Here is a 14425-nt window from a genome sequence, read left to right as displayed (position 1 = left end):
CGAAATCTACTGAAGCTCTCGATGGCGCAGCTGGAGCTGGGCGAGCTGCCCCTGAAAATGCGTGTACAGCCGATGTGCCATGTATACCGAGCGATGCTGTCCCCCGGTGCAGCCAAGCGCCACGGTGAGGTAGCTGCGACTACTCTTTTGATAGGCAGGAACCCAGCGTTCAATAAAGCCCGCAATATCCTCAAAGAGTTGATGAGTTATGGAGTGCTCTTCAAGGTAGTGAGCAACCTCGGAGTCGACACCCGTCTTGCTGCGCAGTTCTGGTGACCAATGCGGATTGGGTAGCATACGCAGATCAAAGATCAGGTCTGCGTCACCGGGGACGCCGCGTTTGAAACCGAAGGACTGAAAAAGAATAGCCATATCTTCGGCTTCGGATCCCACCAGTCGCTGCCTCACCGCATCGCGAAGCTCGTAAATTGTCATCGCCCGGGTATCGAGGGTGAGCGTCGCGGTAGCGGCTAAGGGCTCCAGCAGTTCACTTTCATAGCGAATCGCTTCGGCCAGGGGCAGGCTCTCACTGGTCAGGGGATGCCTGCGACGGGTCTCACTGAACCGTTTGATCAGGGTCGCTTCGTCGGCGTCCAGATAGAGAATTCTGCACTGCACTTCACCGGGAAGCGACTCGAGCGTTGCGTTAAAGCCCTGGAGGTCACGAAAGGCGTTTCTCGCATCGATACACACGGCAATTCCGTGAAAATTCTCGGGCAGTCCCGGGCCGGTATCGCGCACTAATGCAGGCAGCAATGACGCGGGCAGGTTGTCTATCGCGTAGTAGCCCTCATCCTCAAGCTGGTGCAAGGCGGTACTTTTGCCCGAGCCTGAGCGCCCACTGATGATGATTAAGTCCATTAGTGGGAGCCTGCGGCCCAGCTGGAGGCTGTGTTGAACAATGCCTCGTTGCTTGTGCAGTTGCGCAGCGCATCGCAAAACTCGGTTTGAGAAAAGAGCCTCGCCAGATCGGCCAGCAGATTCAAGTGCTCCTGAGTGGCCTCGCTGGGGACTACCAGTGCAAACAACAGATCCACATCCTCATCATCCGGTGCATCAAAGTCGGCGCCGCTGGAGAGGCTCAGGAGTACGCCACACGGCGACTCACAGTCGCTCAGGCGACAATGCGGTATGGCGATGCCATTGCCCAGCGCGGTGCTGCCGAGCTTTTCCCGAGCAAGCATGCCCGACACCAGCTCGTCCGGATGAAACTCGTCTCTGTCGCTGCCCAGGACGTCTGCGATCAACTCGAAGATGCGTTTCTTCCCGCCGCCGGGTACCTGGCAGAGGCTGCGCGAGGGCGTCAGTAGATCACTGACGCGGGTCGCTTTTGCCGGCGGATCTGTGGGTAGATCATTGCTCATTGCTTGCATGCTGTGCTCAGTGAGGTCGCTGTTTTTCCTTATGCTTGATCAGTTGACGATCTAGCTTGTCGGCCAGGGCGTCGATCGCTGCATACATGTCTTCGGAGTCCGCGGCGGCGAACAGGTCTTTCCCTGCGATGTGCACGGTAGCTTCTGCTTTCTGGACCATTTTTTCTACGATCAAGGTCACCTCAGACTTGCTGATCTGGCTGTAGTGACGCTGCAAGCGCTCGAATTTGGCATTGACGTACTCCCGTAGGGCATCTGTGACTTCGACGTGGTGTCCGCTGATTACTATTTGCATGCGCTTCTCCTTGTTTTTAGTGTTAGCTACGTCTTTGTCGATCTGATTTTCTAAGCATATTGTGGCGCCGACACGCGCCGAACCTTCTATACAAGCCGCTTACGCTCGTTGGACGGTGGGATGGTCAGGCTGTCGCGGTATTTTGCGATGGTTCGTCTGGCCACTTGAATACCTTGGTCTTCCAGTAGATCCGCAAGCTTGCTGTCGGAGAGTGGCTTGCGGGGATTTTCTGCGGCGATGAGCTTTCTGATCAGTGCGCGTATTGCTGTTGACGAGCATGCGCCGCCGCTGGTCGTCGCCACATGGCTTGAGAAAAAGTATTTGAGTTCGAAAATACCCCGAGGCGTGTGCATGTATTTACGTGTAGTTACCCGGGATATTGTCGATTCATGCATCTCAACGGCCTCAGCGATGTCGTGCAGTACCAGGGGCTTCATGGCCTCCTCACCATACTCGAGGAAGTTACGTTGACGCCGCACTATCTCTGTAGACACCTTCATCATGGTTTCGTTGCGGCTTTGCAAACTTTTCAGGAACCATTTCGCTTCCTGGAGGTTGTCTCGAAGGTAGCTGTTATCGGCGCTGTTGTCGGCCCGCTTGATCATGCCCGCGTAGTGGTTGTTGATGCGAAGTCGCGGTGAGGTGTCGGGGTTCAGCTCTACCACCCAGCGGCCTTCTTTACGACTGACGTAAACGTCGGGAACGATGTATTCAGTGTCGTCATCACCAAATTGCTTCCCGGGAAGTGGGTCCAGAGACTGAACCAGTCTCAGAGCTCCGCGAAGATCATCCTCGGACAGCTTCATGCGCCGCATGATCTGCGCGTAATCGCCGCTGCTGAGCTGATTGATATGCCGGTTAATCAGAATTTTGGCCTGATCGAGCCAGGGAGTGTCGCGATCCAGTTGTTTGAGTTGGAGTTGCAGGCATTCCTGCAGGTCCCGGGCGAATACGCCCACCGGCTCAAATTGCTGTAGAGCATGCAAAACGGCGGTGATTTCTTCGTTCTCTATTTCCAGTTCCGGCGGAAACAGCTCGAGAAGGTCTTCTAGAGTACTGTTGAGGCGGCCATTGGCATCGGTGGCATCTATGATGGCCAGGGCAACAATACGGTCCTCGTCAGACATGCGAGTCAGGTTTAGCTGCCAGCGAAGATGGTCCTGCAGGCTTTCGCTACCGCGATTTCGGCTGTCAAAATCGAAATCTTCGCCATCGCCGTCGGAGGGGGCTGGTGCACTGGAGGGCAGAATGTCTTCCCACTGGGTGTCCACAGGAAGATCGTCTGGCATGGTGCCTTCAAAGTCATTTGCAGCTGATGATTCGTCAACGTTGGTGCTGCGCTCGGGGTTGTCCATGGGCCCATCCTGGGCGCCGGAATCATTGGCCGTGGCGTTTTCTGGTGTGTCTGACTGGTCTTCTTCCACTTCGAGCATTGGATTTTCTTGAAGCGCCTGCTCGATTTCCTGCTGCAAATCCAGCGTGCTCAGTTGCAGCAGGCGGATAGCCTGTTGCAGCTGCGGCGTCATGGTCAGCTGTTGTCCGAGCTTTAGGTGTAATCCCTGCTTCATCGCGCGTTGTTTCCGATGTGTTGCGCTGCGCTCCTGCGGTCTCCTGCCGCTTATGGATAACGCTGTCCAGCGTGCCCTCGTTGTGTATGGGCGGTCACGCTTCCCCTAACCAGAAGCGGTGCCATACCACTCCTATAGCAGCAGTGTAGGCCTGTGATTATAGTCGTGCAACGCCTTGGCGCGCTTATTGCATTGTGTTAGCCGCAAAGAGCGAGGTTTTGCGAGGGAAGTTGCTTAGACTGTGAGCTTGTTCACAGGCGGAAATTCTCGCCGAGGTAGATTTTTCGGACTTTAGCGTTGTCGAGCACGTCCTGGGGGCTGCCCTGGGCAATGATATGGCCCTCGCCGACAATGTAGGCGGTTTCGCATATATCCAGAGTTTCACGCACGTTGTGGTCGGTGATCAGAACTCCAATTCCTCGGGTCTGAAGATGGCGAATAATATTTTTGATGTCGCCTACGGAAATGGGGTCAACCCCCGCAAAGGGTTCGTCGAGCAAAATGAACTTGGGCTCCATGGCTAAGGCCCGGGCGATTTCTACTCGTCGACGCTCACCGCCGGATAATGCCTGACCGAGACTTTCTTTAAGGTGACCTACATGGAACTCTTCAAGCAGTTCGTCCCGGCGCTTATGACGCTCATCGCGACCCAGATCTTTGCGGGTTTCAAGGATCGCCAGGATGTTGTCGCCGACGGTCATACGCCTAAAGATTGAAGCCTCCTGGGGTAAATAGCCGATGCCGCGGCGGGCGCGTTCGTGCATGGGCAGGGCCGTGATGCTTTGCTCATCGATCAGTATGTCACCGGCATCTGAGGCTACGATGCCGACAATCATGTAAAAGCAGGTGGTTTTGCCAGCACCATTGGGGCCCAGTAGACCTACTACCTGAGCGCTTTCTACTTCGAGACTCACGTCGCGTACCACGGCGCGCCCACGATAGGCTTTGGCCAGATTACGCGCCGTCAGGGTCGCCATTGGCTTCTCCCTCGTTGGCTTTGTCGGGCGGATTGTCGTCCTCGTCTTCCTGGGTCTCTGCCTCAATTACCGCAGCAGGGATGATCACCTGTACCCGGCCATTGGCGTTTTCCGGCGCGGCGTCTGCCCGTACGCGCTGCTCGGCCATGAAGTAGTCGATGGACTCTCCGCTCACTACCGCGCCGTCTTGCTCAATGACTGCGGATTCGCGCAGCTGCACCCATTCGCGAGACTTTTCGTAGACAATACGACCGGCGCTGGCTGTAACAAAACCCTTGCCGATCTCGGGTTGCTGGCGCAGCGTCGCGGGAGCGCCCACCGCGATAATGCGATCAGCTGCTTCACTGTCGTGGAAAATGGTGATTTTGTCGGCTTCGATGTGCAGGCTGCCCTGCTGCATGATGACATCACCGCTGTAGACAGTGAAACCGGCCCGCTCATCACGCACGGCGCGTGCAGCGGTGATCTCGATTGCCTGCAAGCGATCGTCCGGCAAAGCTGTGACGGTATCTGCGAGCAAAAGGGCGGCGACCGTCGCGCAAAGGCCTGCAATCATCTGCACAGTGCTTCGCAGCTCAGCTATCCGGGACATACACCGTCCTTACGGAGCCGCTTAATGACGCCACCTGCTTCTGAAGGTTGATGTAGATCTGTTGCGCCACAGTCTCGTTATCAGCTTGCCATATGCGCACACTTGATGTGCTTCGGGCGGCTTGCTTAGGGATGTTGATGATCATACTGTCGGTCAGAAACTGCAGCTTGTCGTTGGCGTACTGCAGCCTTACTTCGCGCTCCAGAATGAGTACCTCGGTCTTCTCCCGCAGTTGGCCGCTTCGGGCGCTGGCAAACCACTCACCGTCATCACTGTAGTTGCGACGTGTGGGTTCATCTAGCTCGACAATGCCTTCCCGGGGGAAGCGTCGTAACCCCTGGGCTTGGGTGCTGCCAAGCAGGATGCCTTCTTCATTAAAATCATTTACCGAGACGTTCAGCGCGTAGCTGTCTGGAATTCGAGCGTCCGTTGTCGGTGCCGCTTTTTCTGTGATGAGGCGCGGTGCAGGCGCCAGCATTGTATAGATCAGCAGCGTTGCGCTCAGTAATAGGGGGATAGAGAGACGCTTTCGGACACGACGTAAACCCCGGGTGCGACTCACTTGAATGTAGCTTCCAGGGCTTCGAGCTGGCCGCGGGCATAAAGGAGTGTATCGCAGGCCTCGCGTACCGCTCCGTCGCCGCCGCGTTGACTTGATCGCCAGTCAGCGCTGGCCAAAAGCACGGGACTGGCATCTGCCACGGTCATGCCTATGCCGGCAGCATTGACCGCCGCAAGATCAGGCAGGTCGTCACCCATGTAGGCGCATTGATTCAGCTCCAGTCCTCGCGCGTCGCACAGTTCCTGTAAGGCTGATAACTTGTCTTCGCGACCTTGAATGATGGTTTCTATCCCCAGCTCCCGGGCCCGGCGCTCGACGATATGCGATTGCCGGCCAGTGATGATGCTAACTTCGACCCCGGCACGTTGCATAAGTTTGATGCCGAGTCCGTCTTTGATGTTAAAGGACTTGAGTTCTTCGCCATCATTGCCGTAGGTGATGCGGCCATCGGTGAGAACGCCATCCACATCCAGAGCGAGGAGCCTGATGTCGCGAGCAGTATCAGGATTCATGCGATGCCAGCCTCAAGCAGTGCCAATAGATTCACTACCCCGGCCGTCTGGCCCTTTTCATTGAGAACCACCAAGGCACTGATGTGACGCTCCTCCATGATGCGCAGCGCTTCGGCAGCCAGTATGCCGGTCTTCGCTGTCGCAGGAGAGCGGGTCATGATGTCACCGATGCGTGTAGTCTTGATGTCCACCTGCTCGTCCAGAGTCCGGCGAAGATCACCATCGGTAAATACGCCCAGAAGCTCATTGCTGCCGGAGGCGGTCACGGTGGTCATACCCAGGCCCTTGGCGCTGATCTCCAGCAGGGCCATTGAGAGGAGCGTGTCCTCGCTGACCCGCGGGATTGCATCGCCCTGGCGCATCACATCGTCGATCTTGAGTAATAATTTGCGACCCAAAGCTCCACCGGGGTGCGAAAAAGCAAAGTCTTCGGCCGTGAACCCACGAGCTTCCAGAAGCGCAATGGCCAGGGCGTCGCCCATAACCAGGGTGGTGGTTGTGCTGGAGGTGGGAGCCAGATCCAGGGGGCAGGCCTCAACATCGACTCCAGTGTTGATATGCGCATCTGATGCCTGTGCGAGAGCGGAGTCGGGAGCCCCCGTCATACTGATAAGTGGTATGCCCAGGCGTTTGAGTAACGGCAGCAGCATTAACACTTCGGGTGTAGTGCCGCTGTTGGATAGTGCGATGACGCAATCATCCGCGGTAATCATGCCCATATCACCGTGACTGGCTTCGCCCGGATGGACAAAGAAAGCGGGGGTGCCTGTGCTGGCAAGCGTTGCGGCAATTTTTCCGCCCACATGGCCGGACTTGCCCATGCCAGTGACAACAGTACGCCCCGACACCTGAAGGATTAACTCGCAGGCTTTTTCGAACTCGCTTCCGATGCGGGCTTCGAGCGCAGCAACGGATTCCGCTTCCATGCGGATGGTGCGCTGCGCTGATTGCAGGTAGCGGGCGGCTTCAGTCATGGCACTCTACAGGGTGATGTAAAGCCAGTAATAGTACAGCGCATAACCCGCGCAGAACAGGGTTCCCAGCGCTCTGCCCAGATACGAATGCCCTGCTTTGGCTCTGGGATGGCGCAGCCCATGATAGGCCGCAGCGGCCATGAGTATCGTAGCGATGCACATGGCACCGTAGTCTCTTAGCAAGAAATTAATGGGTAGCTGCTCGGGCGAAAGTAAGCCGGGCATCGCCATGACTGCAAGGAGGTTGAAAAGATTAGATCCAACGATATTGCCAATTGCGATTTCGGCGTGACCTCTCAAGGCACTGGCCAGGGTGGCAGCGAGTTCCGGAAGACTTGTACCCACCGCCACAATGGTCAGTCCGATAATGAGTTCTGACACGCCAAACTGCATGGCGATAGCACTTGCGCCCCAAACCAGGGTTTTCGAACTTGCCATAAGCAGCACCAGGCCTATGCCAAAGAAGGTCCAGGCTTTGCCCGGAGCAAGTTGCGGCAGTTCTTCATCCTTTGCTTCATCGGCCACTTTGGGGTCGTGCACCTGAGCGCGAATCATCTGCGCGAGGATCAGCACCAACGCTGTGATCATGAGTATGGCGTCGCTGCGTCCCAGCTCTACATCCAGGAGCAGCAGTCCTGTGCCCGCGGTAACGACCAGCAGCGTTGGGAGCTCTGAACGCATACAGCCCGGGTGCACTTGTATGGGGGCAATCAGTACGGTTATGCCCAGTACAAGCCCAATGTTGGCGATGTTCGATCCGACGGCGTTACCAATCGCCAGGCCGCCTGAGCCCGCCAGAGCGGCGGTCACTGAAACGAGGATTTCGGGGGCTGAGGTGCCCAGAGACACAATTGTCAGGCCAATGACCACGGGGGACATGCCCAGATTGCCCGCGATGGATGCTGCGCCGGCAACGAACATATCGGCGCTCCACATCAATATGGCAAACGCGATGAGTATGGTCAGAAGTGGAATCAGCATGGGTGCGTGGCGCTTGGTTTGCGTCCCGGGGCAGGCAGATCTCCACGGTGAGAGTGCACAAGGACCCCAAGGGAGCCGGTGCGGACGGTTGGCGCTGGAGATTGAACCACTATGGTGTCGATGCTGTCATACGAGTCATGAGCAAAAGCGTGTACAATTTTCGCCCAAATTTGGCTCGGTCCAAGTTAAGGGCTAGCGAGTATAACCGCTCTAATGAAACAGACCAGCAGGCTTGAGGAAGGAAACATGCGTTCGCACAGGGAATGGCGATATTCGATTACGGCGGCACTGGTTTTGGTGACCGGGCTTTTTCTCGGTTCCACAGCCTCGGGCGTGAGTGCCCAGGAGGCGGTCGAGGGTAAAAGTGCACGTGCAACGCTGCGTGAGACCACGGATAAAGTTCTTGTGGTTATTGAAGAAGCTCGAGATTACGTGGATGAAGATCCGGAGCGCTACTACGCTGCGGTGCACGAGGTGCTTGATCCCATTGTGGACTTTCGGGGTTTTGCCCGGGGTGTGATGGGGGAGTATGCGACCGGAGCCCGCTATCGCGGACTCGACGAGGCAGGCAGAGATCAACTTCGAGATCAGTTGGAGCGTTTTACCGAAACCATGCGCGTTGGCCTGGTGAGAACCTACAGCAAAGGCTTGCTGGCTTTTGGGGGATCTCGCGTTGAGTTAGACGATGATGAGGATTCTGACGATTCACCGACCCGAGCCACGCTGCGACAACTGATTTATAGCGATGCGACGCAGCCCTATGTTGTGGTGTATCTCATGGCCAGAGACAAGTCGGGTGCCTGGAAGATGCGCAATTTAGTGGTTGAGAATGTCAATTTAGGACAGATTTACCGTAGCCAGTTTGAGTCCGCCGCGAGGCGATATGACGGTGACCTCGATAAGGTGATCGCCAATTGGACCGTGGAGTCCGCTGCGGACTAAGGCCGGGATTTGCAATAGGCTCTGGCGGGATAACTCGCCATTTTCGGCGCTTTTACTTACAATTGCGCCGACTATTTCCCCGACACTTTCCCCACCTTTAATTTTACCCGGGTCCCGGGAACAGGAGTACTGCTGTGGATGCCAAAACCGTAGAGGTCATGGTGCGCGATGCTATTGATGGAGCGACTGTGAGCGTGGAGGGCTCGGGCGCTAATTACGACATCACAGTGGTAAGTGAGGTCTTTGCTGAGCAGCGAGCAGTGCGTCGTCAACAGACGGTGTATGCAGCGATCAATGAAGCGATTGCATCGGGTAGTATTCACGCCGTTAATATTCGTACCTTTACCCCTGATGAGTGGGAGGCGCAGAGCGTCTGATCGCGCTGCTAAAGCATGGATAAACTACTCATTAAAGGTGGTGCGCGTCTCGAAGGTGAGTTGCGTATTTCCGGCGCCAAGAATGCAGCGTTACCCATTCTCGCAGCCACACTGCTGTCCGACGAATTGGTAACCATCGGCAACCTGCCGCATTTACATGACATCACAACGATGATTGAGCTGCTCGGGTGCATGGGCGTTGGTCTGACTATTGACGAAAAAATGAGCATCGAAGTTGATGCCAGCACTTTGAGCGACTGCTCGGCGCCTTACGAATTAGTGAAGACCATGCGCGCATCGATCCTGGTTCTGGGTCCCATGGTCGCGCGCTTTGGTAAGGCCAGGGTGTCGTTTCCGGGGGGATGTGCGATTGGCAGCCGTCCCGTTGATTTGCACCTGCGTGGCCTTGAGGCTATGGGAGCTACGATCCATGTGGAGGGCGGCTATATCAACGCCTCGGTGGACGGGCGTCTCACTGGTGCGCACATCGTTATGGAGACCGTGACCGTTGGTGGTACCGAGAACTTGATGATGGCCGCGACCCTCGCCAAGGGACGCACAGTGCTCGAAAATGCGGCGCGGGAACCCGAAGTGGTTGACCTTGCCGAATGCCTCATCGCCATGGGAGCCAAGATCAGCGGACATGGCACGGATCGTATGGTGATCGACGGCGTCGAAAAACTTCACGGTTGTCGGTTTGAGGTCATGCCCGATCGCATCGAGGCAGGTACGTATTTGGTGGCTGCAGCCGCTACCGGCGGCAGGATCCATCTGCGCGAAGCTCGAGCCGAGCATCTGGAAGTGGTGTTGCAGAAGCTTGAAGAAGCGGGGGCTGATATCAGCTGCGGAGAGAACTGGATTAGCCTGGATATGCGCGGGCGACGACCGAAGGCCGTGAGTATTCGCACGGCGCCTTATCCGGGGTTTCCGACGGACATGCAGGCGCAGTTTACGGCGATGAACGCCATTGCCGACGGCACCGCCACGGTGACTGAGACGGTGTTCGAAAATCGTCTGATCCAGACTCACGAAATGAACCGCATGGGCGCGAAAATCACCATCGAAGGGAATACCGCCATCATTGTGGGGCAGCCTGTGATTGCCGGCGCGCCGGTGATGGCAACCGATTTACGCGCATCGGCGAGTCTTGTGATTGCCGGATTAGTCGCAACCGGGGAGACCTTGATCGATCGGATTTATCACATTGATCGTGGTTACGAATGTATCGAAGAGAAGTTGCAAGCCCTGGGTGCCGATATTCGGCGGGTTGTGGACTAGCAAGTAGCGGGCTGACTTCATGGAAACGGGCAAACTAACCCTGGCGTTGACCAAGGGACGCATTCTTAAAGAGACTTTGCCGCTTTTGGCGCGCGCCGGGGTCGAACCTCTGGAAGATATGAGCAAGAGCCGCAAGCTGGTGTTTCCCACCACGCGGGCGGATGTACAGTTGGTTGTCATGCGCGGAGTCGATGTGCCGGTGTATGTGCGTCATGGCGCAGCAGACCTTGGTGTAGTGGGTAAAGACACCTTGCTTGAGCAAGGCAGCGATGGAGTTTACGAGCCTCTTGATCTGGGCATTGCTCCTTGTCGATTGATGACCGCTGCGCCTCTGGGCTTTGACTGGCCCCCGCGACGTTTGAGAGTGGCTACCAAGTTCGTGAACGTTTCTCGGGATTACTTTGCCCGGCGTGGAGTGCAGGTTGAGCTCATCAAACTTTATGGTGCGATGGAGCTGGCACCGGCCATGCAGCTCGCCGATATGATCGTCGATATTGTCGACACCGGGAACACGCTGCGTGCCAATGGCATGGAGCCGTTGGATGAAATTGCCCGGGTCACCTCCCGGCTGATCGTCAATAAAGCGTCCCTGCGCTCTCATCATGGAGCGATTAATCATCTGATCGATGCGATTGCCGCGGCGGTGACAGACTTGAAGAGGCCCCTTTGATGCGTCGCCTCAATGGTGATTCGGCGGATTTTGAATCCGCTTTGGCGGCTCTCGAAGTGCCCATGGATAGCGATGACGGCGATGTTAGATCGACCGTCGCTGACATCATTGCTGACATTGAGCGGCGTGGTGAGCCCGCGCTGCTGGAGTACACGAGACGCTTTGATCAACTGGATGTCGATGCGATCTGTGAGCTCGAAGTGTCCCGGGAGGAGTTGGAGCGCGCTCTGAGTGAGCTTCCCGGGGAGCAGCGCGATGCCTTAAGCGAGGCTGCAAAGCGCATCGAAACCTTTCATCGCAAGCAGCTGAGCGATGATTGGAGCTACGACGACGGTTTAGGTAATCGTCTGGGGCAAAGGCTCACTCCATTGCGGCGCGTGGGTGTTTATGTGCCCGGCGGCAAAGCGAGTTATCCCTCGTCTGTGTTGATGAATGCGATTCCCGCCCGCGTTGCCGGCGTGTCCGAAATCATTATGGTAGCTCCTACGCCTGGCGGGTATCGCAATCCTCTGGTGCTCGCTGCTGCGGCGCTTGCTGGCGTGCACCGGATGTTCTGTGTGGGTGGTGCGCAAGCGGTTGCGGCCTTGGCTCTCGGGACGACAGCTATTCCTCGGGTGGACAAAATCGTAGGCCCGGGCAACCGCTTTGTCGCCGAAGCCAAACGTCAGGTCTTTGGCCGCGTGGGGATCGATATGATCGCCGGGCCCTCCGAGATTTTGATTATCGCCGACGGCAGCGCAGCCCCCGAGTGGATGGCAATGGATCTGTTTTCTCAGGCGGAGCATGACGAAAGTGCGCAGGCCCTGTTGCTCTGTCCTGACGCGGCCTATATTGAGGCAGTGGATGCGGCGGTAGAGCGATTACTTCCGCAAATGGAGCGATCTGCCATTATCCGGGCATCTTTGGATAAACGCGGTGCCTTGATTCAAACCCGTGACATAGCTCATGCGGCGGCCATTAGTAATGCACTCGCCCCAGAACACCTGGAACTTGCGGTGGCAGATCCCGAGGCCTTGTTGCCGCTGATTGATGCGGCAGGGGCGATTTTTATGGGCATACACAGCTGTGAGGCCCTTGGGGATTACTGCGCGGGGCCCAATCATGTGTTACCGACATCGGGTTCGGCGCGTTTCTTTTCACCTCTGGGTGTTTATGACTTTCAAAAGCGCAGTTCGATTATTCACTGCAGTGCGCAAGGTGCGGTTCCCTTAGCACGCGTCGCCCAAGTCCTGGCTGAGGGCGAGTCCCTCACCGCGCACGCCCGTAGTGCAGCCATGCGCATAGTGGACTAGGTTTTAGAGCTGTCTGTGGGGCGCAAAGCTGAAGTGCGCCGCTGGTCAAAGATCACTCGATCTCAGGATCGGGCTGCGTGCCGACAATGGCTGTGATTTCTTCTGTGGCGTTATCGCGAAATACGCTCATTTCCAGCTTGTCGCCAGGACGCAGCAGTGACACTTCATACATCGCCAGGCGCACATCGTCGATCGCTTCATCATTAAAGTGCGTGATGATATCGCCGGACTGAAGTCCTGCGCGATCCGCTGGTCCCCCAGGGGCCACGCCCCGCACCAGCAGGCGCTGCTCGCCCAAAGTATCGCCGGCTAACTGCTCTACCTGTACGCCCAGCCAGCCTCGAATGACGCGTCCGAAGCGAATTAAGTCGTCCATCACAAATTCAGCGAAGCTGGAGGGTATTGCCAGCGATATGCCAATACCGACCATGCCGTTATTGCTGCCGTCGGTAGACGTGTAGATTAAGCTGTTAATGCCAACTAGCGCGCCGCTGACATCCACGAGCGCGCCTCCGGAGTTACCCGCATGAATCACCGCGTCCGTTTGAATAAAGCCTTCGTAGGTCCCCGGGTTGAGTCCAAAGCGACCCAGCCCCGACACAATGCCCTGGGTGACGGAGTGTCCGAAGCCCAAAGGGTTACCAATAGCCAGCACCACATCACCCACAGAAAGCAGGTCTGAATTGGCTATGGTTACTGCGCTCAGGCCATCCAGATCAACTTTAAGCGCAGCAAGATCAGTAGCTCGGTCGCGACCGACAACCTGTGCTGCTGCGGAGCGTCCGTCACTGAGCAGAACCTGAATTGCATCGGCGCCGTCGATGACATGGTTGTTAGTGAGGATGTAGCCATCCTCGCGCATGATGACGCCGGAGCCCAGGGAGCGCTCTACCCGTTGTCGAGGTACTCCCCGGGGGATGGGCATAAGGGGATTGTTGAGCATGCGACTGCCGCCCGCGCTGACGCGTTTCTCGGTGTAAATGTTCACAACAGAAGGCGTGGCGCTGGCTACCGCCTGGCGAAAACTATCGCGCACGACCGCTTCCCGGCCAGGATTCGCCGGGGGCCACACCCAGTGCTCGAGAATGAGCACGGCGCCCAGTAGGCCGGCAATAGCCGGCCAGGTGAAAAACTTCAGGAAAGCGCGCATGCGCCCTCGCTAGCCAGAAAGAAAAGCGATTGTATATGATGCTTCGGCCTCATACACATGACCGCGGGAAGCAACATGCCGGTACAGCTTAAAAATTTGGTAGAACATTGTGATGCGACGCTGGAATCCGCGCGTTTTAAAGACTACTGCCCAAACGGCTTGCAGGTCGAAGGCCGGGGGAATGTTCGCCGCCTTGCGGCTGCCGTGACTGCAAATCAGTCTGTGCTGGATGCCGCTGTTGCCTGGGGCGCAGACGCACTGCTGGTTCATCATGGGTATTTTTGGCGCGGCGAAAGTGCCGAGATAGTGGGTATGAAGCGCCGGCGTATCAATACTTTATTGTCCGCGGATATGAGCCTACTGGCCTATCACTTACCGTTAGACGCGCATTCGGAGCTGGGAAACAACGCTCAGTGGGGGCAGCGTATGGGCTTCCAAAACTTTGAGGCATTGGATTTAGCGGACCCCCAAGCGGTGGGAAACACCGGCGTATTGGTCGCAGCGACCCCACTTGGCGAGATTGCGCAGCAGGTTCGAAGCTTGACTGGCCGGGAGCCAATGCTCATTGGCGATTCGCAAATGAGTGTAGAGCGAGTGGCCTGGTGTACCGGCGCCGCTCAGGGTTACATCGAAAAAGCGGCCGCTGCAGGAGCACAGCTTTACATCTCCGGGGAAATCTCAGAGCCCACAGTGCATGCGGCTCGGGAGTTGAACATCGCCTACATGGCGGCCGGACATCACGCGACGGAGCGCTATGGGGTGCAGGCGCTCGCTGCGGCGGTGGCGCAGACCTTTGATCTTGATTGGACGTTCATTGATTGCGATAACCCGGTGTAAGCACCACCGGGTGTGGGGGGGCTTGGCCCGCATTGGCACTCAGGT

17 protein-coding genes are annotated in these 14425 nt (G+C 56.9%); 6 read left to right on the top strand and 11 right to left on the bottom strand.

The window, feature by feature from the left end; translation table 11 throughout:
• Nucleotides 1–6: 6 nt before the first annotated feature.
• The 10 genes from rapZ to R0135_RS07400 form a co-directional block, all read right to left on the bottom strand.
• On the bottom strand, nucleotides 7–861 hold the full coding sequence (gene rapZ, locus R0135_RS07445; protein ID WP_407349622.1) for an RNase adapter RapZ: 855 nt from the start codon (nucleotides 859–861) through the stop codon (nucleotides 7–9).
• A complete protein-coding gene (locus R0135_RS07440) occupies nucleotides 861–1364 on the bottom strand; it encodes a PTS sugar transporter subunit IIA (protein WP_407349621.1) in 504 nt (167 codons plus the stop codon). Before R0135_RS07440 ends, rapZ begins: the two co-directional genes overlap by 1 nt.
• A gap of 16 nt (nucleotides 1365–1380) precedes the next feature.
• Nucleotides 1381–1668: a ribosome hibernation-promoting factor, HPF/YfiA family gene (gene hpf, locus R0135_RS07435; RefSeq protein WP_407349620.1), complete on the bottom strand. Its 288-nt coding sequence runs from the start codon at nucleotides 1666–1668 to the stop codon at nucleotides 1381–1383.
• 86 nt (nucleotides 1669–1754) lie between these two features.
• Entirely contained in the window at nucleotides 1755–3236 is a 1482-nt protein-coding gene (locus R0135_RS07430) for an RNA polymerase factor sigma-54 (RefSeq protein WP_407349619.1), read from the bottom strand.
• Between the two features lie 251 nt (nucleotides 3237–3487).
• Entirely contained in the window at nucleotides 3488–4213 is a 726-nt protein-coding gene (gene lptB, locus R0135_RS07425) for an LPS export ABC transporter ATP-binding protein (protein ID WP_407349618.1), read from the bottom strand.
• Nucleotides 4191–4805: a lipopolysaccharide transport periplasmic protein LptA gene (gene lptA, locus R0135_RS07420; RefSeq protein WP_407349617.1), complete on the bottom strand. Its 615-nt coding sequence runs from the start codon at nucleotides 4803–4805 to the stop codon at nucleotides 4191–4193. Before lptA ends, lptB begins: the two co-directional genes overlap by 23 nt.
• Nucleotides 4789–5367, bottom strand: a complete 579-nt coding sequence (lptC, locus tag R0135_RS07415; RefSeq protein ID WP_407349616.1) for an LPS export ABC transporter periplasmic protein LptC — start codon at nucleotides 5365–5367, stop codon at nucleotides 4789–4791. Before lptC ends, lptA begins: the two co-directional genes overlap by 17 nt.
• The gene (locus R0135_RS07410) at nucleotides 5364–5879 is read right to left on the bottom strand and encodes a KdsC family phosphatase (RefSeq protein WP_407349615.1); all 516 of its coding nucleotides are present in this window, start codon (nucleotides 5877–5879) and stop codon (nucleotides 5364–5366) included. The genes lptC and R0135_RS07410 overlap by 4 nt, the downstream gene beginning before the upstream one ends.
• Nucleotides 5876–6853, bottom strand: a complete 978-nt coding sequence (locus R0135_RS07405; protein WP_407349614.1) for an SIS domain-containing protein — start codon at nucleotides 6851–6853, stop codon at nucleotides 5876–5878. Before R0135_RS07405 ends, R0135_RS07410 begins: the two co-directional genes overlap by 4 nt.
• 6 nt (nucleotides 6854–6859) lie before the next feature.
• Complete coding sequence (locus R0135_RS07400) at nucleotides 6860–7834, bottom strand: calcium/sodium antiporter (protein WP_407349613.1); 975 nt, start codon at nucleotides 7832–7834, stop codon at nucleotides 6860–6862.
• Between the two features lie 246 nt (nucleotides 7835–8080).
• Between R0135_RS07400 and R0135_RS07395 the strand changes: the two genes are divergently transcribed.
• The 5 genes from R0135_RS07395 (at nucleotide 8081) to hisD (ending at nucleotide 12393) form a co-directional block, all read left to right on the top strand.
• Complete coding sequence (locus R0135_RS07395) at nucleotides 8081–8776, top strand: phospholipid-binding protein MlaC (RefSeq protein WP_407349612.1); 696 nt, start codon at nucleotides 8081–8083, stop codon at nucleotides 8774–8776.
• Nucleotides 8777–8910: 134 nt separating this feature from the next.
• Complete coding sequence (locus tag R0135_RS07390) at nucleotides 8911–9153, top strand: BolA family protein (protein ID WP_407349611.1); 243 nt, start codon at nucleotides 8911–8913, stop codon at nucleotides 9151–9153.
• A 15-nt stretch (nucleotides 9154–9168) separates the two neighbouring features.
• Nucleotides 9169–10431: a UDP-N-acetylglucosamine 1-carboxyvinyltransferase gene (gene murA, locus R0135_RS07385; RefSeq protein WP_407349610.1), complete on the top strand. Its 1263-nt coding sequence runs from the start codon at nucleotides 9169–9171 to the stop codon at nucleotides 10429–10431.
• A gap of 19 nt (nucleotides 10432–10450) precedes the next feature.
• Nucleotides 10451–11101 (top strand): ATP phosphoribosyltransferase, encoded by a 651-nt coding sequence (gene hisG, locus R0135_RS07380; protein WP_407349609.1) that lies wholly within the window; start codon nucleotides 10451–10453, stop codon nucleotides 11099–11101.
• Nucleotides 11101–12393 carry a histidinol dehydrogenase gene (gene hisD / locus R0135_RS07375; RefSeq protein ID WP_407349608.1) on the top strand — a complete coding sequence of 431 codons (1293 nt, stop codon included), beginning with the start codon at nucleotides 11101–11103 and terminating at the stop codon, nucleotides 12391–12393. Before hisG ends, hisD begins: the two co-directional genes overlap by 1 nt.
• A gap of 52 nt (nucleotides 12394–12445) precedes the next feature.
• Here the strand turns inward: hisD and R0135_RS07370 are convergent, their stop codons facing one another.
• Entirely contained in the window at nucleotides 12446–13543 is a 1098-nt protein-coding gene (locus tag R0135_RS07370; RefSeq protein ID WP_407349607.1) for a trypsin-like peptidase domain-containing protein, read from the bottom strand.
• Between the two features lie 75 nt (nucleotides 13544–13618).
• On the opposite strand from R0135_RS07370, the gene R0135_RS07365 reads away from it, so the two are divergent.
• The gene (locus R0135_RS07365; protein WP_407349606.1) at nucleotides 13619–14380 is read left to right on the top strand and encodes a Nif3-like dinuclear metal center hexameric protein; all 762 of its coding nucleotides are present in this window, start codon (nucleotides 13619–13621) and stop codon (nucleotides 14378–14380) included.
• Nucleotides 14381–14425 lie beyond the last annotated feature (45 nt).

Origin of the sequence: Congregibacter variabilis (assembly GCF_045689235.1) — a bacterium.
GTDB lineage: Bacteria > Pseudomonadota > Gammaproteobacteria > Pseudomonadales > Halieaceae > Congregibacter > Congregibacter variabilis.
This window is presented reverse-complemented; position numbering and strand designations above follow the sequence as displayed.

Excerpts from the sequence above, each read along its gene's own strand:
- R0135_RS07365 (WP_407349606.1), top strand. The coding sequence starts at position 13,619 with ATGCCGGTACAGCTTAAAAATTTGGTAGAACATTGTGATGCGACGCTG.
- R0135_RS07440 (WP_407349621.1), bottom strand. The coding sequence starts at position 1,364 with ATGAGCAATGATCTACCCACAGATCCGCCGGCAAAAGCGACCCGCGTC.
- R0135_RS07430 (WP_407349619.1), bottom strand. The coding sequence starts at position 3,236 with ATGAAGCAGGGATTACACCTAAAGCTCGGACAACAGCTGACCATGACG.
- lptA (WP_407349617.1), bottom strand. The coding sequence starts at position 4,805 with ATGTCCCGGATAGCTGAGCTGCGAAGCACTGTGCAGATGATTGCAGGC.
- R0135_RS07400 (WP_407349613.1), bottom strand. The coding sequence starts at position 7,834 with ATGCTGATTCCACTTCTGACCATACTCATCGCGTTTGCCATATTGATG.
- hisD (WP_407349608.1), top strand. The coding sequence starts at position 11,101 with ATGCGTCGCCTCAATGGTGATTCGGCGGATTTTGAATCCGCTTTGGCG.
- R0135_RS07410 (WP_407349615.1), bottom strand. The coding sequence starts at position 5,879 with ATGAATCCTGATACTGCTCGCGACATCAGGCTCCTCGCTCTGGATGTG.
- hisG (WP_407349609.1), top strand. The coding sequence starts at position 10,451 with ATGGAAACGGGCAAACTAACCCTGGCGTTGACCAAGGGACGCATTCTT.
- rapZ (WP_407349622.1), bottom strand. The coding sequence starts at position 861 with ATGGACTTAATCATCATCAGTGGGCGCTCAGGCTCGGGCAAAAGTACC.
- R0135_RS07405 (WP_407349614.1), bottom strand. The coding sequence starts at position 6,853 with ATGACTGAAGCCGCCCGCTACCTGCAATCAGCGCAGCGCACCATCCGC.
- R0135_RS07395 (WP_407349612.1), top strand. The coding sequence starts at position 8,081 with ATGCGTTCGCACAGGGAATGGCGATATTCGATTACGGCGGCACTGGTT.
- lptB (WP_407349618.1), bottom strand. The coding sequence starts at position 4,213 with ATGGCGACCCTGACGGCGCGTAATCTGGCCAAAGCCTATCGTGGGCGC.
- R0135_RS07370 (WP_407349607.1), bottom strand. The coding sequence starts at position 13,543 with ATGCGCGCTTTCCTGAAGTTTTTCACCTGGCCGGCTATTGCCGGCCTA.
- murA (WP_407349610.1), top strand. The coding sequence starts at position 9,169 with ATGGATAAACTACTCATTAAAGGTGGTGCGCGTCTCGAAGGTGAGTTG.
- hpf (WP_407349620.1), bottom strand. The coding sequence starts at position 1,668 with ATGCAAATAGTAATCAGCGGACACCACGTCGAAGTCACAGATGCCCTA.